General features: G+C 38.2%; 19 protein-coding genes. 9 read left to right on the top strand and 10 right to left on the bottom strand.

Annotated features, from left to right (window positions below; all coding sequences use genetic code 11):
- Positions 1 to 29: 29 nt before the first annotated feature.
- Both DK857_RS06750 and DK857_RS06745 read right to left on the bottom strand, forming a co-directional pair.
- A complete protein-coding gene (locus DK857_RS06750; protein ID WP_109401835.1) occupies positions 30 to 1,076 on the bottom strand; it encodes an alpha-xenorhabdolysin family binary toxin subunit B in 1,047 nt (348 codons plus the stop codon).
- A gap of 14 nt (positions 1,077 to 1,090) precedes the next feature.
- Complete coding sequence (locus DK857_RS06745) at positions 1,091 to 2,302, bottom strand: alpha-xenorhabdolysin family binary toxin subunit A (protein ID WP_109401834.1); 1,212 nt, start codon at positions 2,300 to 2,302, stop codon at positions 1,091 to 1,093.
- 209 nt (positions 2,303 to 2,511) lie between these two features.
- Here DK857_RS06745 and DK857_RS06740 point away from each other — a divergent pair, with 209 nt between their 5' ends.
- From DK857_RS06740 to menE, 6 genes are all read left to right on the top strand, one after another.
- Positions 2,512 to 3,843 (top strand): isochorismate synthase, encoded by a 1,332-nt coding sequence (locus DK857_RS06740; RefSeq protein ID WP_109401833.1) that lies wholly within the window; start codon positions 2,512 to 2,514, stop codon positions 3,841 to 3,843.
- A 351-nt stretch (positions 3,844 to 4,194) separates the two neighbouring features.
- A complete protein-coding gene (gene menD / locus DK857_RS06735; protein ID WP_109401832.1) occupies positions 4,195 to 5,889 on the top strand; it encodes a 2-succinyl-5-enolpyruvyl-6-hydroxy-3-cyclohexene-1-carboxylic-acid synthase in 1,695 nt (564 codons plus the stop codon).
- Positions 5,864 to 6,631, top strand: a complete 768-nt coding sequence (menH, locus tag DK857_RS06730; RefSeq protein WP_109401831.1) for a 2-succinyl-6-hydroxy-2,4-cyclohexadiene-1-carboxylate synthase — start codon at positions 5,864 to 5,866, stop codon at positions 6,629 to 6,631. Before menD ends, menH begins: the two co-directional genes overlap by 26 nt.
- Before the next feature lie 12 nt (positions 6,632 to 6,643).
- Entirely contained in the window at positions 6,644 to 7,501 is an 858-nt protein-coding gene (gene menB / locus DK857_RS06725) for a 1,4-dihydroxy-2-naphthoyl-CoA synthase (protein ID WP_075670662.1), read from the top strand.
- Positions 7,501 to 8,472 carry an o-succinylbenzoate synthase gene (menC, locus tag DK857_RS06720; RefSeq protein ID WP_109401830.1) on the top strand — a complete coding sequence of 324 codons (972 nt, stop codon included), beginning with the start codon at positions 7,501 to 7,503 and terminating at the stop codon, positions 8,470 to 8,472. Before menB ends, menC begins: the two co-directional genes overlap by 1 nt.
- Complete coding sequence (gene menE, locus DK857_RS06715; RefSeq protein ID WP_109401829.1) at positions 8,460 to 9,890, top strand: o-succinylbenzoate--CoA ligase; 1,431 nt, start codon at positions 8,460 to 8,462, stop codon at positions 9,888 to 9,890. The genes menC and menE overlap by 13 nt, the downstream gene beginning before the upstream one ends.
- Positions 9,891 to 10,090: 200 nt before the next feature.
- Here menE and DK857_RS06710 read toward each other — a convergent pair whose 3' ends face one another.
- Positions 10,091 to 11,545 (bottom strand): catalase, encoded by a 1,455-nt coding sequence (locus DK857_RS06710; protein ID WP_098942372.1) that lies wholly within the window; start codon positions 11,543 to 11,545, stop codon positions 10,091 to 10,093.
- 284 nt (positions 11,546 to 11,829) lie between these two features.
- Here DK857_RS06710 and DK857_RS06705 point away from each other — a divergent pair, with 284 nt between their 5' ends.
- Complete coding sequence (locus DK857_RS06705; RefSeq protein ID WP_109393068.1) at positions 11,830 to 12,372, top strand: YfaZ family outer membrane protein; 543 nt, start codon at positions 11,830 to 11,832, stop codon at positions 12,370 to 12,372.
- A 79-nt stretch (positions 12,373 to 12,451) separates the two neighbouring features.
- Here DK857_RS06705 and tyrP read toward each other — a convergent pair whose 3' ends face one another.
- The 6 genes from tyrP to ubiG all read right to left on the bottom strand — a co-directional run bounded on the left by tyrP (position 12,452) and on the right by ubiG (position 18,993).
- Positions 12,452 to 13,663, bottom strand: a complete 1,212-nt coding sequence (gene tyrP, locus DK857_RS06700) for a tyrosine transporter TyrP (protein ID WP_109393069.1) — start codon at positions 13,661 to 13,663, stop codon at positions 12,452 to 12,454.
- Between the two features lie 182 nt (positions 13,664 to 13,845).
- A complete protein-coding gene (locus DK857_RS06695) occupies positions 13,846 to 14,079 on the bottom strand; it encodes a YgdI/YgdR family lipoprotein (RefSeq protein WP_036935606.1) in 234 nt (77 codons plus the stop codon).
- Between the two features lie 90 nt (positions 14,080 to 14,169).
- Complete coding sequence (yfaE, locus tag DK857_RS06690) at positions 14,170 to 14,448, bottom strand: class I ribonucleotide reductase maintenance protein YfaE (RefSeq protein WP_109393070.1); 279 nt, start codon at positions 14,446 to 14,448, stop codon at positions 14,170 to 14,172.
- A 25-nt stretch (positions 14,449 to 14,473) separates the two neighbouring features.
- Complete coding sequence (nrdB, locus tag DK857_RS06685) at positions 14,474 to 15,604, bottom strand: class Ia ribonucleoside-diphosphate reductase subunit beta (protein ID WP_109393071.1); 1,131 nt, start codon at positions 15,602 to 15,604, stop codon at positions 14,474 to 14,476.
- 11 nt (positions 15,605 to 15,615) lie between these two features.
- Positions 15,616 to 17,907, bottom strand: a complete 2,292-nt coding sequence (gene nrdA, locus DK857_RS06680) for a class 1a ribonucleoside-diphosphate reductase subunit alpha (RefSeq protein WP_109401828.1) — start codon at positions 17,905 to 17,907, stop codon at positions 15,616 to 15,618.
- A gap of 348 nt (positions 17,908 to 18,255) precedes the next feature.
- Positions 18,256 to 18,993 (bottom strand): bifunctional 2-polyprenyl-6-hydroxyphenol methylase/3-demethylubiquinol 3-O-methyltransferase UbiG, encoded by a 738-nt coding sequence (gene ubiG / locus DK857_RS06670; protein ID WP_109393073.1) that lies wholly within the window; start codon positions 18,991 to 18,993, stop codon positions 18,256 to 18,258.
- Between the two features lie 172 nt (positions 18,994 to 19,165).
- Between ubiG and gyrA the strand changes: the two genes are divergently transcribed.
- Entirely contained in the window at positions 19,166 to 21,793 is a 2,628-nt protein-coding gene (gyrA, locus tag DK857_RS06665; RefSeq protein ID WP_109401826.1) for a DNA topoisomerase (ATP-hydrolyzing) subunit A, read from the top strand.
- A gap of 192 nt (positions 21,794 to 21,985) precedes the next feature.
- Complete coding sequence (gene rcsC / locus DK857_RS06660; protein ID WP_109401825.1) at positions 21,986 to 24,820, top strand: two-component system sensor histidine kinase RcsC; 2,835 nt, start codon at positions 21,986 to 21,988, stop codon at positions 24,818 to 24,820.
- Positions 24,821 to 25,218: 398 nt separating this feature from the next.
- Here the strand turns inward: rcsC and rcsB are convergent, their stop codons facing one another.
- Complete coding sequence (gene rcsB / locus DK857_RS06655) at positions 25,219 to 25,875, bottom strand: response regulator transcription factor RcsB (protein WP_109401824.1); 657 nt, start codon at positions 25,873 to 25,875, stop codon at positions 25,219 to 25,221.
- Position 25,876: the final 1 nt, after the last annotated feature.

The raw sequence follows: 25,876 nt of genomic DNA, 5'->3' as shown, positions 1-25,876 counted from the left end.
GGCTCTTTATTATAGAGCCGTTTTTTTAGCTAAGGTGTATTACTGTTTATCTTTTCTGAAGTATCGTAATATAGAGAGAAATCATCTAAGAATGAAAATAGAGGGATAATAATATCTTCTGTTAATAAAATATTATTTTTTAGCTCGTAAAATTGTAAATTAATATTATTCCAATATTTGTTTAATCGTTCTAATTGTTCAATAAAAACTCTTAGGTAATAGTCGATATCAATTAGTTTATAGTAGTGTTTTAGAACAAATAGGGCATTTTGCTTTTTGTTTCTTAATTGGTTGAGTTGTTTAATTTGCTCTAGGTAATTTGCCGTTAATTGGTGACGAGTTTCAACGATTTTAGTATAAGAAAAACCATGATTTAAGGTTGAAAATAAATTATTAAGTATTTCTATCAATGAAGATAACAGGTTTTTCTCGTTAGGTTCAATATTGAGTTCTTCTATTTCTGACTTTGACGGAATAGAACTTTTGAAGAGGTTGAGAAAATATCTTTTATTTAGAAGCGCTTCACTTTCTCGAATGATATTCAGTTCTTGCTTCGTTTTTTCTGAATCTATCTCTAAAGTTGAAATGTTTTTTGTTAGTTGGTTAATAAAATCCTTTTTATCAGTGATAAAGGGTGTGACCTTATGAGTGATAAAATGTTTTTTAAGTCGCTTTATTTCCATTGATAGAAATAAATTATGTTCACTAATTATAGTGCTTGTTTCGTTTATCTCGTTTAGATATAGATCTATGATCTCTTTTTTTTCTACTTCCAGTTTTAATTTTAACTCTACATCAAGAGTTTCCTTTTTTATCTCTTCATCAATTTCATTAATGGTTTTAAATGTATTATTAAGTAATTTTTGTCTTAATCGACTTTTTAATACTAGAGAAAAATAAATGATACTCTCAATATTTTTATTGTTTTTCTCTAAGAATAAGGTTAGCTCATTGTCAAAATCATTATTCATATAACACTTATTATTACTTAAGTGAAGAATGTTTTTATATGCATGAAAGAGTTTATTATGTTCAAAAGATATTTCTGAGATGATGTGAGTTTCATTATTATTCATAACAATTCCCTTTGTTAATTTGAGGAGTAAAAAGAAGAGAGAGCATTATCGAAAGAGATTAAGATCTCTTTTGAATAACCAATTACCATATACCAAGGTGAAATGATTTTTTCTAGATAAATACTAAACTTAATAAGTTCTAATGCATTGTTTATTTTGTTGAAATTATTAATTGATGCTTCTATTTCCGTTAATATGGCTTGCCAAACATATTCAATATGCTCTAGTGCCATATTTGTATCTTCGATAAGTTGTTGTATCTCTTCCAGTTCAATATAAAGTGAATTTAAATGTAGTGATAGGTTGGTGTAAATATCTATCTCTTTATTGAGGCTTTTTACTTTATCAATTAATTGATTTCTTTTTTTACGAATATTTTCAGCTTTTGAACCAAAAATTCCACCAGTAATAATAACGCCGATAATGCCCGCAGCAAGCCCTGTAAAAGCAAGGATAACATAGTTTTTATATTCTTCTTTCAGTATTGAAATATCTTCAATCAGTAAATTACGTTCATCACTTAATAGAGGATTATTTTTATTATAAAATTCATTAATGAGTCTCTTTTTATTAAGAATTTCATGATAAATAGAGTGATGAGTTACATTTTTACTGTCTTTTTCACCCATAATTTTACTTCTGAACGTGGATAAGTTCTCTTTTAATTTAAGTGTTTTATCTCGCTCAGTTTCAATATCTTCTTTCATACTTTCTAATATATGAATAAGTTGAATGGAAACTTGTTTATCTTGAGAGGTATATTTGATGTTGGCTAACTCTTGCTCAGAAAGATCATGCATGGTTGTTGATATTTTAGTAAGTAACGGCATTTGATTAATAAATGAAATAATATTTTCACCTGTAGAAGTAATCTCTCTACCAATAATTTCTAAATCAATTGCTTGTTGTTTTATTGAATATTCTATCTTATTCCATTCTAAGGCATGCTCTCGTATTTTGATAAAAAGAGATAAAATGCTTTCTGGTAAAAGTTGTTGTATGCTTATTTGGTTGTAACCAATAAAATCTATTACATCATCTAATTTGTAAGGAAGTGAAAGCGCTTTATTAATATAAGATTTTATCTTAATTAAATCAGGAGCAGTTACAATTCCCGGTAATCGGCCATTTTCGATATCTATTCCTAATATTAAACTGAGTGCAACTTTAGGAACATCGGGCACTTCGATAAATTTATCTACTTGTTCAAAGATGGTTGTATCCATATAACCCCTCTTATGTATAATGTTTTTCGCCTATACAGTTCAGCCTTAAAATGATTTGTTCACGATTTAAGTTTTTAGATTAATACATCTACTTTGTAACATGAAAAATACAAAACTTTGATAAATGACAAAGGTTATAATTAATCAACCCTTTGATAATTTGTATAGAGACGTATAATCTTCCTTTTAATTAGTTGTGGGTATTTGGAGTGGAAAAGGTTAATCCTGTGTTTTCGACACTGTACGAAAAAGTTAAAAATATAAATCTGACAGCACAAGGTAATCTTTTACATTTGAAAGTCACCTTGCCATCAGAGGTTTCATTTTCATTGCTCTCATGGCTTGCTGCACAGTCGCATTATCCCCAATTTTATTGGCAACATCGCGATGAGCATGAAGAAGTCGCCGCTTGTGGGCAATTACGCTGCTTTAATCATATTCAAGATGCTTGCCAATTTTTAGGTTTACATCATTGTGATGCAGACAGTGATGATGTGCGTATTTGGGGCTTAAATGCATGGGATACCATTATTCCAGGCCGCATTGATAAAATAAAAGGCGATGATGCCTACCTTTTTTTGCCTCGCATTGAGATTAGGCGCCACCAGCAACAGCTTTCTGTTCATCTAAATATGTTGGATGAAGGTGATAAGCAAAATACATTGGATTTTCTGCAAACATTAAATCAAGCTGTAGAAATTGAACCGCTTTCTGTTTCTGTTACTCATGTTAATCACTCTTTAACGCAAGAGCAGTGGACTCACTATCTCAATATTGCCTTAGATGAAATTAGCCAAGGTTTATTTGAAAAAGTTGTCCCTGCAAGAGCGACATGCTTAACTCTAGATAACCCGCTGAAAGCGATCCAATTTATGAAAGCGAGCCGTGATGTTAATCATCATTGCTATCACTATATGCTGGCGTTTTCACCTTCAGATGCATTTATGGGATCAACCCCAGAAAGATTATATAAGCGTGATGAGTTGATGCTTTATACCGAAGCGTTAGCGGGTACAGTCGCGAGTTCTGATAACGAGCAACAAGCTACTGAATTTGCAGATTGGTTGATGAATGATAAGAAGAATCAACATGAAAATCTGGTTGTAGTTGATGATATTTGCCAACGATTACAAGGTGGAGTTGACGGTATTGATGTTTCACCCGCGGATGTTATCCGGTTGCGTAAAGTGCAACATCTTCGTCGCTATATACATGGTAAATTAATTGACTCTGATGACATCGATTGCTTAAAGCGATTACAGCCAACCGCAGCCGTATGTGGCTTACCAAGAAGTGTCGCGCGTGCATTTATTCGTAAGCATGAACCTTTTGAGCGCCGTTGGTATGCGGGCTCTGCGGGATATTTATCTCTCCCTCATGCCGAATTTGCGGTCAGTTTACGTTGTGGTGAGTTGCACGATGATGCATTGACTTTATACGCTGGTGCAGGAGTTGTTGCAGGATCTGATCCTCAGCAAGAGTGGACTGAAATCGAAAATAAAGCGGCAGGTTTACGCACATTGCTGGAAAAAGAGAATTAATTTCTTACAGATAATCTCAGTTTGAATAAATAATACCAGCGAAATAATCAAAATTTGATGAGTAGTTTTTTAAAGTCAGTTATTTAGTGCTACTCTTCAAATAACCACTGCTAATTGTTAACTAATTGATGCTATCCTTTAGAACACTAGCGCTATTTATTCCTATTCTTAACGATAAAAAAGAGCTCATTGAAAATAGAGTGGATGATTAGCCTAAATAATGCACTTTTTGAGTGTTTTCTTTAACGATTTATTTAACGAAAACTTCTGTTCATTGAACTAGGCTAAGGAAAAGTATTTAGGAACAGATATTATAATAGCAATTGCAGGTTTTCGTTGTTGGGATGATCAATGTCTAATAGTTCGTTTAATCGCCAATGGGCTAAAGTTATACTCGAAACTTTGACTCGTCATGGCTTACGCCATATCTGTATTGCCCCCGGATCTCGTTCGACCCCTTTAACACTTGCGGCGGCTGCCAATCAAAAATTAGTCTGCCATACGCATTTTGATGAGCGTGGTCTTGGTCATTTAGCTTTGGGTCTCGCAAAAGCAACTAAAGAGCCTGTCGCTGTGATCGTGACATCGGGAACCGCCGTTGCCAATTTATATCCTGCGTTAATTGAAGCCGGATTAACGGGTGAGCGTGTTGTCTTTTTAACCGCGGATAGACCGCCCGAATTAATTGATTGTGGTGCAAACCAAGCTATTCGCCAGCAAAGTATTTTTGCAACGCATCCTTCACAGACACTCTCGTTACCAAGGCCAACAGCAGATATTTCTGCAAGCTGGTTAGTTTCTACCCTTGATAATGCCATGAATACATTGGTTCATGGTGCATTACACGTCAATTGCCCTTTTGCAGAACCTTTATATGGTGATGATGTTGAAACATCGACTCCATGGACTGAAGCTTTAGGGGATTGGTGGCAAAGTGATAAACCGTGGCTACAAGAAACACTTTTTACCTCTGCCACTATGCATTCTCAGTGGAATGCATTGCGTCAAAAAAAAGGTGTAGTTATTGCAGGACGTATTAGCCCAGAAGAGGGTGTTGAAGTCGCAAAATGGGCTTCACAATTAGGTTGGCCTTTATTGGGTGATGTATTATCACAAACTGGGCAACCGTTACCTTGTGCCGATTTATGGTTGAATAATCCACAGATAAAATCAGAATTAAATAAAGCTGAAATCGTTATTCAATTTGGTTCAAGTTTAACAGGCAAACGCTTATTACAATGGCAAGTAGGATGTTCGCCAAAAACGTATTGGATTATTGATCCTATTCCGGGACGATTAGATCCTGGTCATCATCAAGGTGAGAAATTTACATTACCACCGATGCAGTGGTTAACGGCACATCCTGCGGTTGATAATTCACCGTGGACAAATGTATTAACTAATATAGCCAAACAAACCTATCAAAAAGTCAGTGAAATAACGGATTATTTCGGTGAAGCACAGGTTGCGCACCGATTAGATAAATTACTTCCTAATGATGGGCAGTTATTTGTTGGCAATAGTCTGATAGTACGATTAATCGATGCATTTGCTCAGTTGCCTGAAGGTTATCCTGTGATGAGCAATCGAGGTGCGAGTGGTATTGATGGTTTGATTTCAACATCTGCGGGTGTTCATCGTGCAACAGAAAAGCCAACATTAACAATATTAGGCGATTTATCAGCACTGTATGATTTAAATAGTCTAGCGTTGCATCAACAAGTCTATGCGCCTAATGTTATTATCGTAGTGAATAATAACGGTGGGCAAATATTCTCAATGCTACCAACGCCAGAGGCAGAACGAGAACGTTTTTACTGTATGCCTCACTCATTAAATTTCAAACATGCAGCCGCAATGTTTGGCTTGCATTATGTATCACCAACAAATTGGGATGCACTGTTAACGACTGTTCAGGCGTGCTGGACAGGGGCGCCAACAACGACATTAATTGAATTAATTGTTGATGATACTGATGGTGCAAAAACATTAAATCAGCTGGTAAAACAGGTAACATCTCATGACTTTAGCATGTCAGCGATATAATACCCATAATGAAGGGCCTTGGTTAGTTTGGTTGCATGGGCTATTAGGTGAAGGTTCTGAATGGGAGCCTGTGATCCAGGCTTGCCATGAATATCCATCACTTGTGATTGATTTGCCTCGTCATGGTGGTTCTGCTTCTATCAGTGCGAAAGATTTTGTTGAAGTTAGTGCATTGCTAACAGACACACTTAAAGAGCAAGGTATTAACCATTATTGGTTAATTGGCTACTCGTTAGGTGGCAGAATCTCTATGTATCACGCGTGTTTTGGCGATACTACAGGATTAATGGGATTGATTGTGGAGGGCGGAAATCCGGGGTTATATGATGCAACGGAAAGACAAAGCCGCCTTGCACATGATAAACGCTGGGCTGAACGTTTTCGTAATGAGCCTATCAGAGACGTATTAACACAGTGGTATCAGCAACCGGTATTTGCCGATTTAAGTGATGATAAACGCCAGTTATTCGTTGAAAAACGTTGCCGTAATGCGGGTTTTTGTATTGCAGAAAGTTTAGAAACACTTTCTTTAGGTAATCAGCCTTGGCTTGTTACAGAATTACAGCAACTCACTTTGCCATTTATTTGGCTTTGTGGTGAAAAAGATAATAAATTTCAATCTATTGCGCAGCAATATTCGCTGCCATTAACGACTATCCCGCATGCTGGTCATAATGCCCATCAGGCACAGCCTATTGCTTATGCTGCGGTGATAAATCATGTTTTATCCCTCTTTGGTTAAAGGAACCTAATTATGCTTTACCCGAGCGAAGAAAAATTATATGCACCGATTGAATGGCAGGATTGTTCTGAAGGTTTTGAAGATATCCTTTATCATAAATCAGTCGATGGCATTGCAAAAATTACGATTAACCGCCCGCAAGTGCGTAATGCTTTTCGTCCTTTGACAGTGAAAGAGATGATCCAAGCATTAGCTGATGCACGTTATGATGACACAATTGGTACTATCATTTTAACGGGTGCGGGTGAAAAAGCATTCTGTGCAGGTGGCGACCAAAAAATTCGTGGCGATTACGGCGGATATCGCGATGATAGCGGTACTCATCACCTGAATGTGCTAGATTTCCAACGCCAAATCCGTACTTGTCCAAAACCTGTTGTAGCAATGGTTGCAGGTTATTCTATCGGTGGTGGTCATGTACTTCATATGATGTGTGACTTAACTATCGCTGCTGAAAACGCTATTTTTGGTCAAACTGGCCCTAAAGTTGGTTCTTTTGATGGTGGCTGGGGCGCTTCTTATATGGCTCGCATTGTTGGTCAAAAGAAAGCACGCGAAATTTGGTTCTTATGCCGTCAATATGATGCAAAAGAAGCATTAGAAATGGGCTTGGTTAACACTGTTGTTCCTTACGCAGATCTTGAAAAAGAAACAGTACGCTGGTGTCGTGAAATGCTGGAAAATAGCCCAATGGCATTACGTTGCTTGAAAGCTGCATTAAATGCAGATTGTGATGGTCAAGCTGGCCTTCAAGAATTAGCGGGTAATGCAACTATGCTGTTCTATATGACTGATGAAGGTCAAGAAGGTCGCAACGCCTTTAACGAAAAACGTCAACCTGATTTCACTCGATTTAAACGTAACCCATAATGCGAAACGCCAAACTCTATTCATTCAGCCTACCTGTAGATGCAGGCGTTGTTCTGCGCTATCAAAGGCTAAAAACGCGTGATGGTTTTCTTGTCTGTTTAGAGCAAAATGGCAAACAAGGGTGGGGTGAAATTTCACCTCTTCCTGAGTTTAGCCGTGAAACTTTAGAACAAGCACAAGAAGCTGCACAATCTTGGTTAACAGCTTGGTGCGCGGGTGAAAACCCTGTTCATAGTGAACTGCCAAGTGTGGCTTTTGGTATTAGCTGTGCATTAGCAGAGCTGGAAGGTACATTGCCACAAGATGCGAATTATCGTGCCGCACCTTTATGTAATGGCGATCCTGATGATTTGATTTTAAGCCTTAATGATATGGAAGGTGAAAAGGTCGCTAAAATCAAGGTTGGCTTATATGAAGCAGTGCGTGATGGGATCGTTGTTAACCTGTTATTAGAAGCTATCCCTGACTTAAAACTAAGACTTGATGCCAATCGAAGCTGGACACCAGCAAAAGCAGAAGGCTTTGCAAAGTATGTTAATCCGCAATGGCGTGACCGTATTGCGTTTTTAGAAGAGCCTTGCAAAACACCAGAAGAGTCACTGGCTTTTTCTCAAGCAACAGGTATTAACATCGCTTGGGATGAAACGGTGCGTGATGATGGTTTTGAAGTAAAACTACAACCTGGTGTAACAACGATTGTTATTAAGCCTACGTTAGTGGGAAGTCTTGAACGCTGTCAAATGCTTGTTAAACAAGCAAATGCGTTGGGGTTAGATGCTATTATCAGTTCAAGTATTGAAAGTAGTTTCGGACTCACTCAATTAGCCAGAATTGCACAATGGTTAACACCTAATAGCATTCCGGGGCTCGATACTGTTGATTTGATTAAACAACAACTTATTCGTCCTTGGCCAAATGTGGACATTCCGCTTATCTCTCTTGAACAACTAGAGACAGTATGGCAACAGTAGTTCCATTTAAACAATGGCCGTGGCATCACTGGGCACAATTATACCCAAATGAAACGGCCATCATTTCAGGTGTTTCACCAATTACATGGCAACAACTAAGTTGTCATATAAATCAGTTAGCTAATAATTTTGCTAAACAAGGTATTGATACACAAAGCACTGTGCTGTTGCGTGGAAAAAATCACATTAATCTTGTTTTCGCATTGCTCGCTATTTTTCAATGTGGTGCAAAGGTTTTACCTTTAAATCCACAGCTTCCAAAATCTTTACTTGATGAATTATTGCCTCACTTACGCATTGATTTTTATGCTGATTTGAGTGAAATATCGCTAGATTTAAATGCAACATTGCTTGATCTTAGTGGTATTGAACTAGATAACATGTCACGTCAATATAAAACTCAAACAGTAAATGATGTTTTATGGGAGCCATCTCGTATGGCAACACTTATTTTGACATCAGGTTCATCAGGTTTACCTAAAGCCGCGGTACACACTTTTGATGCACATCTTTGCAGTGCAATGGGTGTTTTATCATTAATGCCTTTGGAAAAAGGGGATAGTTGGTTACTTTCTTTGCCTCTATTTCATGTTTCAGGACAAGGTATACTTTGGCGCTGGTTATTACGCGGAGCAACGCTGGTGGTGCGTGAAATGCATCCTTTTGTAGATGCTTTGCAAGGTTGCACTCATGCCTCTTTAGTTCCCACACAATTATGGCGCTTCTTACAAAATAGAGCGCAACAAGATAATCAACAACCTATTACCCTAAAATCTGTTTTATTAGGCGGAGCAATGATCCCTATTGAGCTAACGCAAGAAGCAGAACATTGGGGAATTCAATGCTGGTGTGGTTACGGCATGACAGAAATGGCATCGACCGTTTGTGCCAAGCGTGCGGATGGTAAAGCTGGAGTAGGGCTTCCACTAAAAGGCAAAAGTGTTAGGTTAGTGAATGATGAGCTCCAGGTAATGTCTGACAGCATCGCATTAGGTTATTGGTTTGATGGTCAATTAAAACCGCTATCGCTTACGGCTGATGGTTGGTATTCAACGCGAGATAAAGGTTGTTTTAGTGCCGAAGAATGGTGTGTTTTAGGCCGTTTGGACAATCTTTTTTTCAGTGCTGGCGAAGGGATCCAACCGGAAGATATTGAAAAAATTCTTAATACACATCCAAGTGTTAGCCAATCTTTTGTTGTCCCTATCGATGATGCCGAATTTGGACAACGTCCGGTTGCAGTTGTTGATGCTGATATTGAAATCATTAATCAATTACCACAGTGGTATCACTCTCGATTAGCCGGATTTCAAAGACCTGTTGCTTGCTTACAACTTCCTGAAAGCCTTAAAAATGGGGGAATAAAAATCTCTCGTAAACAAGTACAACAATGGATGAAAGGGCAATTGTTGAAGTAATAATGGTGTGTTTGTCGATCCTCCTATCAAAATTCTATTTCTAATATAAAAGGTAGATAAAAGTAATTTGAATTTCTGTTCGTCATGGTTAAAATGATGAGCATAAAATAGACAATAAGTCCTAAAGATTATTAGAGAAAGGCGCCCGAAGGCGCCTTATTATTTTTGCCGAGTTGCTCACAGGGCTTCTTATTATACGGTTATTTAGCGTCTTTTTTTGCTAATGCTTTCATTGCTTTTTCAACACCAGCACCATATTCAGGATGAACTTTCTTAAATAAGGCAATTTGACGTTTTTGTGTATCTTTACTTGCTTGAATTAATTCACCTGCGATGCGAGAAAACATACGTTGATGCTCTTCATCACTCAGTAATTCATACAGTGCGCGAGGTTGGCTGAAATAATCTTCGTCTTCACGATGGTTCCAGTGATCTGCAGCACCTTCAATTGATAATGGTGGCTCTTTAAAATTAGGCTGTTCTTGGAACATACCACCATTATTGGGCTCATAAGTAATACCGCTACCACTATTACCATCAACACGCATTGCACCATCACGATGATAATTATGGAATGGGCATTGTGGCGCATTCACAGGGATTTGATGATGATTAACACCTAAACGATAACGGTGAGCATCACCATAAGAGAATAGGCGACCTTGTAACATCTTATCTGGGGAGAAGCCAATGCCCGGAACAATGTTGGCAGGGCTAAATGCTGCTTGCTCTACATCAGAAAAATAGTTTTCAGGGTTACGGTTTAGCTCGAAATAGCCCACATCAATTAATGGATAGTCAGCATGAGGCCAAACTTTAGTTAAATCGAAAGGATTATAAGGGACTTTTGACGCTTCTTTTTCTGGCATCACTTGAATTTGTAAATTCCAGCGAGGGAAATCACCGCGTTCAATCGCATCAAATAAATCACGTTGTGAGCTTTCTCTATCTTTACCAACCAGAGTCTCAGCTTCATCATCCATCAAGTTTTTAATACCTTGTTGGCAACGGAAGTGAAATTTAACCCAGAAACGCTCATTATCTTTATTAATAAAGCTATAAGTATGGCTACCAAAACCGTGAATAAAACGATAGCTTTGTGGTAAACCACGGTCACTCATATCAATAGTTAATTGGTGTAAAGCTTCTGGTAAATGAGAGAAGAAATCCCATTTATATGCCATATTGCGTAGGTTGGTTTTAGGATCACGTTTTACAACGTGGTTTAAGTCTGGGAATTTCAGCGCATCGCGAAGGTAGAAAACAGGAGTGTTATTACCCACCATATCCCAATTACCTTCTTCAGTATAAAATTTTAACGCAAAGCCACGAATATCGCGTTCGGCGTCTGCGGCACCTCTTTCACCAGCAACAGTTGAAAAGCGAGCAAACATTTCTGTTTTTTTACCCACTTTAGAGAAAATTTTAGCGCGAGTATATTTCGTAATATCGTGAGTGACTTTAAATGTACCAAAAGCACCAGAGCCTTTTGCGTGCATACGTCTTTCTGGAATAACTTCACGATCAAAGTGAGCTAGTTTTTCTAAAAACCAGACATCTTGAAGTAACATCGGACCACGAGGGCCTGCTGTCATTGAGTTATTATTGTCTACAACAGGTGCGCCTGACGCCGTTGTTAGCTTTTTCTTTTCCATCACATATCTCCAGTTTATGAAATAGTAAACGATCTAAAAAAATAGCATGTGTGAATAAAACGAAGCGAACAGCCTTATATTTATTATGGTTAATATTGACTGTAATTCCACTTTAGCAATATTAAATCCATTAATAAAACCAATTAGACCAATAATATTGATAGATGTAACTTATTTACATAGATTGAAAATTCTACAGATTATCTTTCAATTTTGAGTCAAGTTGTTTAATAAATTTGTTGTATAATTATAAGTTAGGACAATTATTTGCTGGGGTAATAACAATGAAAAAATATTTATTGGTCGGCGCTATAAGTACACTATTTATGGCGGCAAATGCCAATGCGGTATCAATGAATATTCAAGCGGGTGAGCATTATACAGACGTTCGCGCAGGATTAGGCAATCCTAATGCGGGTCTTTCTTTTAATGGTAACTGGGCTCGTAGTGATCATGATGGTCAATTAGGTAGCCTAGGTGCAAAGTTTGCTCTGCCATTAGGGCCTTTTTCAGCAAGTGTTGGTGGTAAAGCACTTTATTTAGCACCCAAAAATGGTGATGATGGTGCTGCTTTAGCGGGTGGTGTGGGTCTTAACTGGAATGTTCTGCCTTCTTTAAGTGTGTATGGCGAAGCCTATGCATCTCCTGAAGGATTAACCTCTGGTAGCAAATCTTATTATGAAGCTGATGTGGGTGCACAATTAACGGTATTTAAACCATTGCATGTTAATGCTGGTTATCGCGTGATTGAAATCGAAAACTCACATAATAGAAGTAATAATAAATTAGCTGATGGTTTCTATGTGGGTGCCGGTTTAAGTTTCTAATCTAGACGCTATATCTGAATCAAAAAAAGCAGGTGTCTAAAATCAGCACCTGCTTTTTTGTCGCCTATAAGAAAGGGAGTTAGCCAACTTGAGGTAATAAACCAAAAGTGATGGCGACTTGAATACCAATAACCACCAGGCCACAAGTAAATACAATACCTAATGCACTTTTCCCACCTTTAACTTTGTATTTATCAGTACCATTTCGTTCTTGTCTGACTTTCCATACTAATAAAGCCGGTAGAAGTAATGCTAAAATTGACAGTGCAATAGCCGCATAAGCTAATGCTTGCACAAAGTTAGGGAAATAAAGCGCACAAACCAAAGGTGGAACAAAGGTTAACAGGCTTGATTGCATGCGCCCAGTAGCGCGATTGCTACGCTTAAAGAGATCTGCAAGATAATCAAATAGCCCTAATGCAACACCAAGGAATGAAGTAGCTAAAGCCAATGCAGCAAATAGGTTAACTGCAATATTCACGCGAGGTGTAGCAACAACATCACGAATAGCAGTCAGTAAGCCATTTAATCCCGATTGCTGCGCCATAATTCCCATAAAAGTATTTGTTGGGATGGCACCTAATGTGGCAATTTGCCATAAGATATAAGCAACAAGCGGAATAGCACTACCAATAATAAAGATAATACGTAGCTTTTTAATATCGCCATTCATGTAACTTACGATACTTGGCACACTACCGTGGAAACCAAATGAGGTAAAAATAACAGGAACCGCAGAAAGGATAAGTCCATATTCTACAGGCATTGAGGTCAAGTTTACCGACTCAACGTGAGGTAACATCACAATCAGCATGAATATAAGGAAAAAGACTTTTGCGGTAAATAATAGGCGATTAATCATATCGACCGATGTTGTACCAATTCCTACTACAGCTCCGCCAATCACTGTAAAGATAATAATACCTTGAGTGATAGAAAGCTCATGACCAATCCAAGATGAAAGGGTAGCCGAAAGTAGTTCACCTGCACCACTAATATAAGCGGTCGTTAACGCATACATTAATAGCAACAGTGCGAGGCCAGTGATAACTTGACCACCTACACCGAGATAGCGTTTTGCGATAGAGCCGAGACCTGTATGAGGATCGTTGTATTGATAAACTTCCACCAGCAGTAATGCGGTATAGCTCATCAATAACCATAAGCCAATAAGCAATAACATCATCGTGCTAAAGCCAATACCCACGGCAGCTAATGGCATTGCCAGCATACCAGCCCCAATTGTTGTTCCTGCAACAATAAAAACACTGCCTATAGTGCGATTCTTCACAAGATCCTCTGTTCACTAGACTATTTTATTTATTTAAAAAGCAGAGTATAAGAATGGTAAAATTCTGTCAAATTTTAATTACGTATAGTGTAATGATTAGTTTACAAGAAGAGGTTTTGTGAATAAAAAAACGCCAATCATAAATATGAATTGGCGCTTTAAGAGAAGGGTTTATAAGAGCATTAATCGTCAAGCTCTACCATTCGTCTTATTTGATCACGATTAATCTGTTTAATCTGTCCGGTTTCTGAATCTTTGTAGGTAATTAATCCAGTTGCTTCATCTTCTTGGGGTTTATCCGTCGTTAAAATTGTTTCCCCATTTACTGTTTCTATTTTTTGTGGACTTGAACAGCCTGCAACAAGCAGAATTGATGTAGAAATAGCAATGACTGAGAAAATAGACTTTAATTTCATAATGCTTTTCCTTTTTTTATCGTGTTAACTTAACCTTAGTCAAAGTTGAACAAGAGTGTTAGAAAAAAGCTCAAATTAAGATAATTCAAATTATTCAGAGTAAATTTCTATTTCAATATCACTGATGGGATGACAGCTACAAGGTAAGATTTCATCAGGTTGGATAAATGCTAAAGGTTCATTGCGATAACAAACCTTGCCTTTCACTAGGCGCAGACGACAAGAGCCACAATAGCCTTCGCGACATTGGTATTCGACTTGGACTTTCCCATGTTCTAATGCATCAAGCAAAGAGGGGTGGGTGTCAGTATGAAATTCTAAAGGTTTTGAAAGACCCTGCATCAGCAGGGTCACTTTATGAGATGCCATAACGTATCGGTGTTATTTCTCAGTATTACAATTCAAAGTTGCTTAAATCATCAGTATCAACTTGTGAATCGATTTGACCCACGAGGTAAGAACTGACTTCAACTTCTTGAGGTGCAACTTGAACGTTGTCAGACACTAACCATGCGTTGATCCATGGAATAGGGTTAGAGCGCGCTTTAAATGGTAATTTAAGACCCACTGCTTGCATGCGAATATTTGTAATATATTCAACATATTGGCAAAGGATATCTTTATTTAAACCAATCATCGAGCCTTCAGAGAATAGGTATTCAGCCCACTCTTTTTCTTGCTCAGCAGCTTCAACGAACAGGTCATAACACTCTTGCTCACATTCTGCTGCAATTTCTGCCATTTCAGGATCATCTTGACCTGAACGCAGTAAATTCAGCATGTGTTGTGTACCTGTTAAGTGTAGCGCTTCGTCACGAGCAATTAGTCGGATGATCTTCGCGTTACCTTCCATCAGTTCACGTTCAGCAAAGGCAAATGAACAAGCAAAGCTAACATAGAAGCGGATTGCTTCTAGTGCGTTGACGCTCATTAAGCACAGATAAAGCTGTTTCTTTAATTTACGTAATGTGACGTGAATTGTTTTACCTTTAACTTGATGGTCGCCTTCACCATACATGTGATAAAGATTTGTCAGCTTGATTAACTCGTCATAGTAAGAAGAAATATCACGAGCACGTTTTAAAATCTCTTCATTTTCAACGATATCATCAAACACAACTGACGGATCATTAACGATATTACGAATAATATGAGTATAAGAGCGTGAGTGAATGGTTTCAGAGAATGACCATGTTTCAACCCATGTCTCTAACTCTGGGATCGAGATCAAAGGTAAGAATGCCACGTTAGGGCTTCTGCCTTGAATCGAATCCAACAGCGTTTGATATTTTAAGTTGCTAATAAAAATATGTTTTTCATGATCAGGTAATGCATTGTAGTCAATGCGATCACGAGAAACGTCCACTTCTTCTGGACGCCAGAAGAAGGAGAGCTGTTTTTCAATTAGCTTTTCAAAAATAGGATATTTTTGCTGATCATAACGCGCTACGTTAACAGGTTGCCCAAAAAACATGGGCTCCTGAAGTTGATCATTTTTAACTTGTGAAAAAGTAGTATAAGACATAGCTTCCTCAATTAAATTTTACACGCGCCGCCTTCACAATCTAAATCTTCCGTCTCAACGACTTCTTCCAGATCACCCTGTACATCATCTGCACCGTCACGGGTATTGTGATAATAAAGTGTTTTCACACCATATTTGTAAGCGAGCAGCAAATCTTTCAGCAGTTGGTTCATTGGAACCTTACCGCTAGGGAAACGAGTAGGATCGTAGTTAGTGTTCGCTGAAATGGCTTGGTCAACGAATTTCTGCATGATGCCCACTAACTGCAAGTAACCTTCAATACTTGGCATTTGCCATAGTAATTCATAAGCGCCTTTCAAACGCTCATACTCAGGAACCACTTGACGTAAAATACCGTCTTTAGAGGCTTTAATACTGATATAACCACGCGGTGGTTCGATACCATTTGTTGCATTAGAAATCTGTGAAGATGTTTCTGATGGCATCAGTGCAGACAGTGTTGAGTTACGTAAACCGTGCTCTTTAATGTCTTTGCGTAAACTTTCCCAATCGTAATGCAGAGGTTCTTTTGTCAGTACATCTAATGATTTTTTGTAGGTATCAATAGGTAAAATACCGTCAGCGTAAGTGGTTTCATTAAACCATGGGCATGCACCTTGTTCTTTCGCTAATTCATTAGATGCTTTTAATAAATAGTATTGAATTGCTTCAAACGCACGATGAGTTAAGTTATTTGCACTACCATCAGAGTAGCGAACACCGTGTTTTGCTAAATAATAAGCAAAGTTAATAACACCAATACCTAAGGTACGACGGCCCATTGCACCTTGTTTTGCCGCTAAGATTGGATAATCTTGGTAATCTAACAGCGCGTCTAAAGAACGAACGGCTAAACGAGCAAGTTCTTCTAAATCATCAAGATTTTCAATTGCGCCTAAGTTAAATGCAGATAATGTACACAGTGCAATTTCACCATTAGGATCTTTAATATCATTTAATGGTTTAGTTGGTAGTGCAATTTCTAAGCATAAATTCGATTGACGAATTGGTGCAATTGCCGGATCAAATGGGCTATGTGTATTACAGTGGTCAACGTTCTGAATGTAAATACGGCCAGTTGATGCTCGTTCTTGCATCATTAATGAGAATAACTCAACTGCTTTAACTTGTTTTTGGCGGATGCTCTTATCTTTCTCGTATTGCACATATAAACGTTCAAATTCATCTTGATCAGCAAAGAATGCATCGTATAGACCAGGGACATCAGAAGGGCTAAATAAAGTAATATCCTGCCCTTTGATTAAACGTTCATACATTAATTTATTTAATTGAACGCCGTAATCTAAATGGCGAACACGGTTATCATCAACACCACGGTTGTTTTTCAGCACCAGCAGGCTTTCAACTTCTAAATGCCATAATGGGTAGAACAAGGTTGCTGCGCCACCACGAACACCACCTTGCGAGCAAGATTTTACCGCAGTCTGGAAGTGTTTATAGAAAGGGATACATCCCGTATGGAATGCTTCACCATTACGAATAGCACTACCTAATGCACGAATACGACCCGCATTGATACCGATACCCGCACGTTGAGAAACATATTTCACGATGGCACTTGATGTCGCATTGATAGAATCAAGGCTGTCGTCACACTCAATTAATACACAAGAGCTAAATTGACGAGTTGGTGTTCTTACACCTGCCATGATTGGTGTTGGTAATGAGATTTTAAAGGTTGAAATCGCATTATAGAAACGTTCGATATAGTCCATACGTGTTGCTTGTGGATAACGAGAGAACAAGCAAGCCGCAACTAAAACATATAAAAACTGTGCGCTTTCGTAAATTTCACCTGTAATACGGTTTTGAACGAAGTATTTACCTTCTAATTGTTTAACCGCAGCGTAGGAGAAGTTCATATCACGTTGATGAACAATAAAGTTATTCATCTGTTCAAACTCTTCTTGTGTGTAATCTTCAAGAAGATGGCGATCATATTTGCCTAAATCGACTAATTTTTTAACGTGATCATACAGTGTTGGTGGCTCAAATTGGCCATACGCTTTTTTACGTAAATTAAATACGGCAAGACGGGCAGCGAGGTACTGATAATCAGGCGTTTCACCAGAGATTAAGTCCGCAGCAGCTTTTACCAGCGTTTCATGGATATCAGCAGTTTTGATACCATCATAAAACTGAATCTGAGAACGTAATTCAACTTGAGATACAGAGACATTTTCTAGACCTTCTGCGGCCCAGGTGATAACACGGTGAATTTTGTCTAAGTCAATGCGTTCTTTATGACCATCACGTTTTGTGACGAGCAGGCTGTGATTCATGAGCGATGCACCTTTCTTGCATTAGTGTTACCTGAAATTTTATACCGCAAAAAAACGCTCCCGATGACAATCTGTGCCAAGGAGTCTTGTGGTGTGAAATTTAAGGAAACACAATATATAGGGGTTGGTTCAAATGGTGATAACAAGATAAAGGTAATTGAGCGATTGATCAAGTGTACAAATCTGATTGTTTCTGTGGATAAATAGGGGATAATTTTTTTAACAACTGCCTGTACCCTGCATAAATACAGGCAGTAAGAAACACAAATTCAAGTGACAACGATGTAAAGTCAATTTTAAAAAATGTGATCGTTTGATGTTTTATTAAACCAAATCAAACTTTCAGTTTCACGAATTCGAGTTATGTGTCGATTGTGTGTGCACCATATAGTTCACATCGACATTTGGCGCTAATCGGAATTTGTCAGTAATCGGGTTATAATGTAAACCAATCATATTTTTGCTACGCAAATCGGTTTCATCAACCCAACTAAGTAATTCTGATGGGCGAATAAACTTATTAGCATCATGTGTGCCCTTAGGTACCATATTCAGAATATACTCCGCACCTACCACCAGCATCAACCACGCTTTTTTATTACGATTGATGGTTGAGAAGAAAACATGTCCACCAGGTTTTACCAGTTTTGCACAGGCTCTTACAACAGATGAAGGGTCAGGAACGTGCTCTAACATCTCCATACAGGTAACGACGTCATAAGTTTGTGGGTTTTCATTCGCGTGGTTTTCAACTGTATCTTGAATGTAAGTGACCGGAATACCCGATTCTAGCGAGTGCAAACGTGCAACTTGTAATGGCTCTGTACCCATATCAAGGCCAGTTACTTCAGCCCCAACACATGCCATACTTTCAGACAAAATACCGCCACCGCAACCAACATCTAGGACTTTTTTTCCGAATAGGCCGTCTGCGCGTTCTTGAATATAGTTGAGTCTTAGCGGGTTGATGCGGTGTAATGGCTTAAATTCACCTTCAAGATCCCACCACCGTGATGCGACGCTTTCAAACTTGTCGATTTCATGCTGATCCACGTTAGCATGTAAAGAGGTTGTTTTATCATTCATCAGAAAGTATTACTCCTATTTTCATATTGCCATGATTCTACCAACGTTAGACGGTGAAATCGAAGAGAATAGCGAAAGGATCATTAATTTAGTTGTTTCCTTTTTCCAAAAATTGGCGATTTGTGGTATAGTTCTAAACCTTTGAATCCGTAGTATGAGGGACAGTGGCTCCATGAGCGACATTGCCAGAGAAATCACACCAGTTAATATCGAAGAAGAGCTGAAAAGCTCATATTTGGATTATGCGATGTCTGTTATTGTAGGACGCGCATTACCCGATGTTCGAGACGGACTGAAGCCAGTACACCGCCGAGTGCTTTTCGCGATGAATGTACTAGGAAACGATTGGAATAAACCTTATAAAAAATCAGCCCGTGTTGTTGGGGATGTTATCGGTAAATATCACCCGCACGGTGACAGTGCTGTTTATGAAACGATTGTTCGTTTAGCACAGCCTTTTTCTATGCGTTACATGTTGGTTGACGGGCAGGGTAACTTCGGGTCAGTTGATGGTGACTCGGCGGCTGCAATGCGTTATACCGAAGTTCGTATGGCGAAAATCGCCCATGAACTGCTGGCGGATTTGGAAAAAGAAACGGTTGATTTTGTTCCTAACTATGATGGAACAGAACATATTCCGGCAGTAATGCCAACCCGTATTCCAAACTTGTTAGTCAATGGTTCTTCAGGGATTGCGGTGGGGATGGCAACAAACATTCCTCCACATAACCTAGGCGAAGTTATCGACGGCTGTCTTGCTTATGTTGATAACGAAGACATCACGATTGAAGAGTTGATGGAACATATTACGGGGCCTGATTTCCCGACTGCCGCTATTATTAATGGTCGTAGAGGAATTTTAGATGCTTACCGTACTGGTCGCGGAAAAATTTATATTCGTGCTCAGGCTGACATCGAAACTGATGAGAAAACAGGTCGCGAAACTATTATCGTGACAGAAATTCCTTATCAGGTGAACAAAGCTCGTTTAATTGAAAAAATTGCAGAGCTTGTTAAAGATAAGCGTATTGAAGGTATTAGCGGATTACGTGACGAGTCTGATAAAGACGGTATGCGTATTGTCGTTGAAATCAAACGTGATGCTGTGGGTGAAGTGGTATTAAATCACTTATTCTCACAAACACAAATGCAGGTTTCTTTCGGTATTAATATGGTTGCGCTTCACCAAGGCCAGCCAAAATTATTAAATCTAAAAGAAATTATCTCTGCCTTTATTCGTCACCGTCGTGAAGTTGTTACTCGTCGTACTATTTACGAATTACGCAAAGCGCGTGACCGTGCTCATATCTTAGAAGCACTGGCTGTTGCATTGGCGAACATTGACCCAGTTATTGAAATGATCCGTCAAGCACCAAATCCAGCAGAAGCAAAAGCGGCATTAATTGCACAACCTTGGGATTTAGGTAGCGTTTCTACCATGTTAGAGCGTGCTGGCGACAGCAACGTTGCTCGCCCTGAATGGTTAGAGCCACAATATGGTGTGCACGACGGTAAATACTATCTAACAGAGCAACAAGCTCAAGCTATTTTAGATCTGCGTTTGCAGAAACTGACCGGTCTTGAACATGAAAAACTGTTAGATGAATATCGTGAGTTATTACTCCAAATTGCTGAGCTATTACATATCTTAAGAAGCCCTGAACGTCTGATGGAAGTCATTCGTGAAGAGCTAAATACGATTAAAGATCAGTATAACGATCCTCGCCGAACTGAGATCACTGAAAATACGGCTGATATTAATATTGAAGACTTGATCAATGAAGAAAATGTTGTTGTGACACTTTCTCACCAAGGCTACGTTAAATATCAACCACTTACCGATTACGAAGCACAGCGTCGTGGTGGTAAAGGCAAATCAGCAGCAAGAATTAAAGAAGAAGACTTTATCGATCGTCTATTAGTGGCTAACACCCATGACACGATTTTATGCTTCTCAAGCCGTGGTCGTCTCTACTGGATGAAAGTTTACCAGTTACCAGAAGCAAGTCGCGGTGCTCGTGGTCGTCCAATTATCAACTTATTACCTCTTGAGCAAAATGAACGAATTACCGCTATTTTGCCAGTAAGAGAGTATGAAGAAGGTAAGTTTGTCTTTATGGCAACGGCAAGCGGAACCGTGAAGAAAACGCCTCTGCAAGATTTCAGCCGTCCTCGTAGTGCAGGCATCATTGCCGTTAACTTAAATGAAGGCGATGAGTTAATCGGTGTTGATTTAACCGATAGCACAAACGAAGTTATGTTGTTCTCTGCGGAAGGTAAAGTGGTTCGTTTTGCGGAAGATTGTGTTCGCCCAATGGGTCGTACTGCGACAGGTGTCCGTGGTATGAAACTGAGTGATGACGATAAAGTGGTTTCACTCATCATCCCTCGTGGTGAAGGTGATATCTTAACTGTAACTGAAAATGGTTATGGTAAACGTACTGCTCAAAGCGAATACCCAACGAAGAATCGTGCAACACAAGGCGTTATCTCTATTAAAGTGAGTGAGCGTAACGGTAAAGTTGTTGGTGCAATTCAAGTTGAAGAAACTGATCAGATTATGATGATCACTAATGCGGGTACATTAGTTCGTACACGCGTTTCTGAAGTCAGCATTGTTGGACGTAATACACAAGGTGTTACCTTAATTCGTACAACAGAAGATGAGTTGGTCGTTGGCTTGCAACGCGTTGAAGATGAGGATGATGCATTAGATGACGATGAAGTTAATGAAGTTATTAGCGAAGAGTCATCAGAAGCACCTGATTCAAATTTAACAGATGATGCGGACGAAGAATAATATTTATCATTATTGTGATGTATAAATAAAAGAAAGCAGGCATAATTGCCTGCTTTTTTTATGTGGTAGGATCAGTTTATTATCAGAAAAAATTATCCTGATGATAAAGATCATATCATTCAGACATTCAGTAACTTCTGCTAGAATAGAATAAGTTTCTTGTGCGGTAGGAATATTGATTAGGGTGGTTGTTTGAGATATCTCTCGTCCTTTAAAACATCGTTAAAAATTTCCCGCTACCTTTTTCGGATATTAGGTATCATGTTGTGGGCGATGGGTGCATTGCTAACCATGTTTTACCTCATCAATATCTTTAATGATACCAAGTCTGATATTCGGCAAGAGTATAGTAATAACTACACCAACCTTCTTAGTTTCTTTAGGCAAACCTCCGGCACTATCCGTGATTTACAATACCTCGCAGAACGTCACCAAGAACAAATTAACTTAAACCCGGGCATGAAAAACTCATTATTTTATGAAGGGCCATTCTCTCTTCATAAACTTAATGACACCGCAGATTGTGAATTATTTAAAGGGCAAACGAACAACTATTTCCGCTCTTTTAACAGCATCTTATATTATTGGAAAGATAACACTCCGGCATTACAAGGGATAAATCAAGTCTTTATGGTTGGCTCCCATAGCATGTGTATGATTAACTTCCCTTTGCGAGCATCCCCTGTTGATACTGAAATGTTGAAAAAAATGGTTTACGAAAATACACGTAACTATGTTAATCAACGTGCACAAGGTAAAGAAGTTAATCAATATTGGATAGTGCCAGATGCAAAAGGGGATAGTGGCATTTTATATGTTATGTCGCCAGTTTATGCCTCAGGTAAATTCATTGGCCTGATTGGTATTGAAAGGGCTATTCGTCTTGAATATTTTTCTCCTGCCAAAGATAGAGTGATTTCAATTCATCTTCTTAATAGCAGAAATACAACAGTTTTAAGCTATCCAGCAGAAAACAACTATCATACCGTTAAACAGGTTCCTGATGTCAGCGCCCCTTATTTTGGCTTTGATGAAGACTTTAGTGATTTAGTTGCTAAGCGTAAATTATTACCATCATCTTTTAGTGTGGTGTATTCATTACCACTCAAGCAAATTTTAAATGAATTTAAATTCACGATTTTTAATGCGCTGATCTTAAATATTATCTCAGCCATTATGATTTTTATTTTCGTCTGGATCTTTGAGAGAAAAATATTCTCTCCAGCCGAAAATAATGCCTCTCGTCTAGAAGAACACGAACAGTTTAACCATAAGATCGTGGCATCAGCGCCAGTCGGGATCAGTATTCTTAGAATACGTGATGGAATGATCATCTTAAGTAACGAGCTAGCACACAACTATTTTCGTTTGCTTAGCCATAGCGATAAACAAAATATTCTTTCTATTATTGCTGAGAAAAGTAGCAATATGGTCGATGTAGTGACCAACAATCGTAATCATCTGCAAATAAGCTTTGTTAACTCACGTTATCAAAATGAGGATGTGGCTATCTGTGTTTTAGTGGATATTAGCGCACGGGTTAAAATGGAGCGCTCACTACAAAATATGGCAACAGCTGCGGAGCAAGCTAACCAAGCTAAATCGATGTTTTTAGCAACAGTCAGCCACGAATTACGAACACCACTTTATGGAATTATTGGTAATCTAGAATTATTGCAGTCGCTTACACAAAATGATGATACATCTCGATTACTAAAGACGATGGATAACTCTTCATCGTTATTGCTAAAAATTATCAGCGATATCCTCGATTTCTCGAAAATTGAATCTAAACAGTTAAAAATTGATATTAAGCCATTTAATTGTCGCCAAGTACTCTCGTTTGTTATTTCTAACTATTTACCTTTGATTGCGAAAAAAGGCTTGGCTATTTACTGTTTTATTGAACCTGATGTACCAAAAATTGTAAATAGCGATCCTGTTCGTGTACAACAAGTTATCTCTAATTTGTTGAATAACAGTATTAAATTCACCACAACTGGATGTATTACCTTACATCTTTATAAAGATGATTATTATCTCTATTTTGATATTCACGATACAGGGAGAGGTATTAGCGATAAAGCATTGCATGAGCTGTTCGAGCCATTCTTCCAAGTATCTCAAAATACAGAAAGTGCATCAGAGGGAACTGGATTAGGTTTGGCCATTTGTGAAAAACTGATCAACTTAATGGATGGGGATATCAGTGTTGTTTCCCAAGAAAATATTGGTAGCCGCTTTACGGTTCGTATACCTCTTTATGGTGCCTTAGAAGGAATAGAATCGTCTTCTAAACAGAATATTTATAAAGAAAGTAATGTTCGTTGTTTTATAGACATTAAAAATCTTTATTTGGAAGGCTTTATTGGTCGATACCTTCGTTACTTCGGTTTGAGCTGTGAATTACTTACTGAAGAAGTGGTGATATCTTCAAACGATTTTATTATTACGGACTACGATCTACCAAGAAAATATAACAGCCAATTTATTAGGATCAATGAGCATTACTTTGAGCCATCAAAGAAAATAGCTGAAAATATATGGGTATGCAGTACTTATAAACTAAATGAATTAACAAAAATAATACTGCAATTACCACAAAATAAAGTTGAAGCAAATTGTGCGGAGATGGTGGAGCAAGCTACAGATTGTAGCTTACAAACTTTAACTATCCTTATTGTCGATGATCATCCAATAAACCGCTTATTGTTGACCGATCAACTGAAAAAAATTGGTTTTAATACAGCAACAGCAGAAGATGGTTGTGACGCATTAACGTATTTAGCTAAGAATCATGTTGATATCGTTCTGACAGATGTCAACATGCCGAATATGAATGGCTATCAGTTGGCAACACATATACGAGAAATGGGCAGTGCTATGCCTGTAATAGGAGTAACGGCGAATGCGATTGCCGAAGAGAAGCAACGCTGTATTAATGCCGGAATGAATGATTGTGTATCCAAACCTGTTTCACTTTCTATTTTAAGAGAAGTGTTGGTGAAGCATATTCCTAAAGAATAGTTCTAGAACGTGAACGATAAAATGAGTAAATAAAGACTAATTTATTAGTCTTTATTTATTTTTAAGCCCAAATAAGGCGAAAAGTGATGCATTTAAAAAGTATTTTGATAGATAAGGTAAAAACAGAGCAGAGTCATAACAAGATAAATGACTTAAAAGCAGGGTAATAAAGCCTCTACAATGCTCTGTGAGCACTGAAGCTAATAAGGGTATGAAGAAATAGAAGGATAAATCATACTGCTTAGAAGCGCTTGTAAACAAAGGAGGATATTACTAAGGGAAAGAAAGGGGGAGCCCAAAAAGAAAGAAGGATAAATTAAAGACTAAAAAGCAGAGAAGCTCCCCAAAGGGTTGAGCTTCCTGATTTTATCGGTGCAACTAAGGTAACTACAGTGAAATTAATCTGGGCCGTTAATTTCCTTATCAATAGTCACTGATGATAAGGAATTAAGTAATGCGATATCGTTATCGACACCTAATTTCATCATGGCTGATTTTTTCTGACTACTAATCGTTTTAATACTACGATTCAGTTTCTTCGCGATTTCAGTTACAAGGAAACCTTCAGCAAATAATCTCAGCACTTCACTCTCTTTTGGTGATAGGCGTTTATCGCCATAACCATTCGCATTGACTTTTTCAAGTAGCTTCGCAACACTTTCAGGCATAAATTTTTTGCCTTTTTGCAGCGCAGCCAATGCTTTTGGCAGATCAGTCGGAGCACCTTGCTTAAGCACAATACCTTCAATTTCAAGATCAAGGACTGCGCTCAAAATAGCTGGGTTGTTATTCATTGTTAGTACGATAATCGACAAATTAGGATAATGTCTTTTAATGTACTTAATGAGTGTAATACCATCACCATACTTATCGCCAGGCATAGACAAGTCAGTAATTAAAGCATCCACATTTAACTTAGGTAAGTTATTGATAAGTGAAGTCGAATCTTCAAATTCACCAACAACATTGACCCATTCAATTTGTTCTAAAGATTTACGAATACCGAATAAAACGATTGGGTGATCATCGGCAATAATAATATTAAGGTTATTCATG

Origin of the sequence: Proteus terrae (assembly GCF_003144325.1) — a bacterium.
Lineage (GTDB): Bacteria > Pseudomonadota > Gammaproteobacteria > Enterobacterales > Enterobacteriaceae > Proteus > Proteus terrae.
The sequence above is the reverse complement of the archived record's forward strand: the minus strand, read 5'-3'. Positions and strand labels throughout refer to the sequence as shown.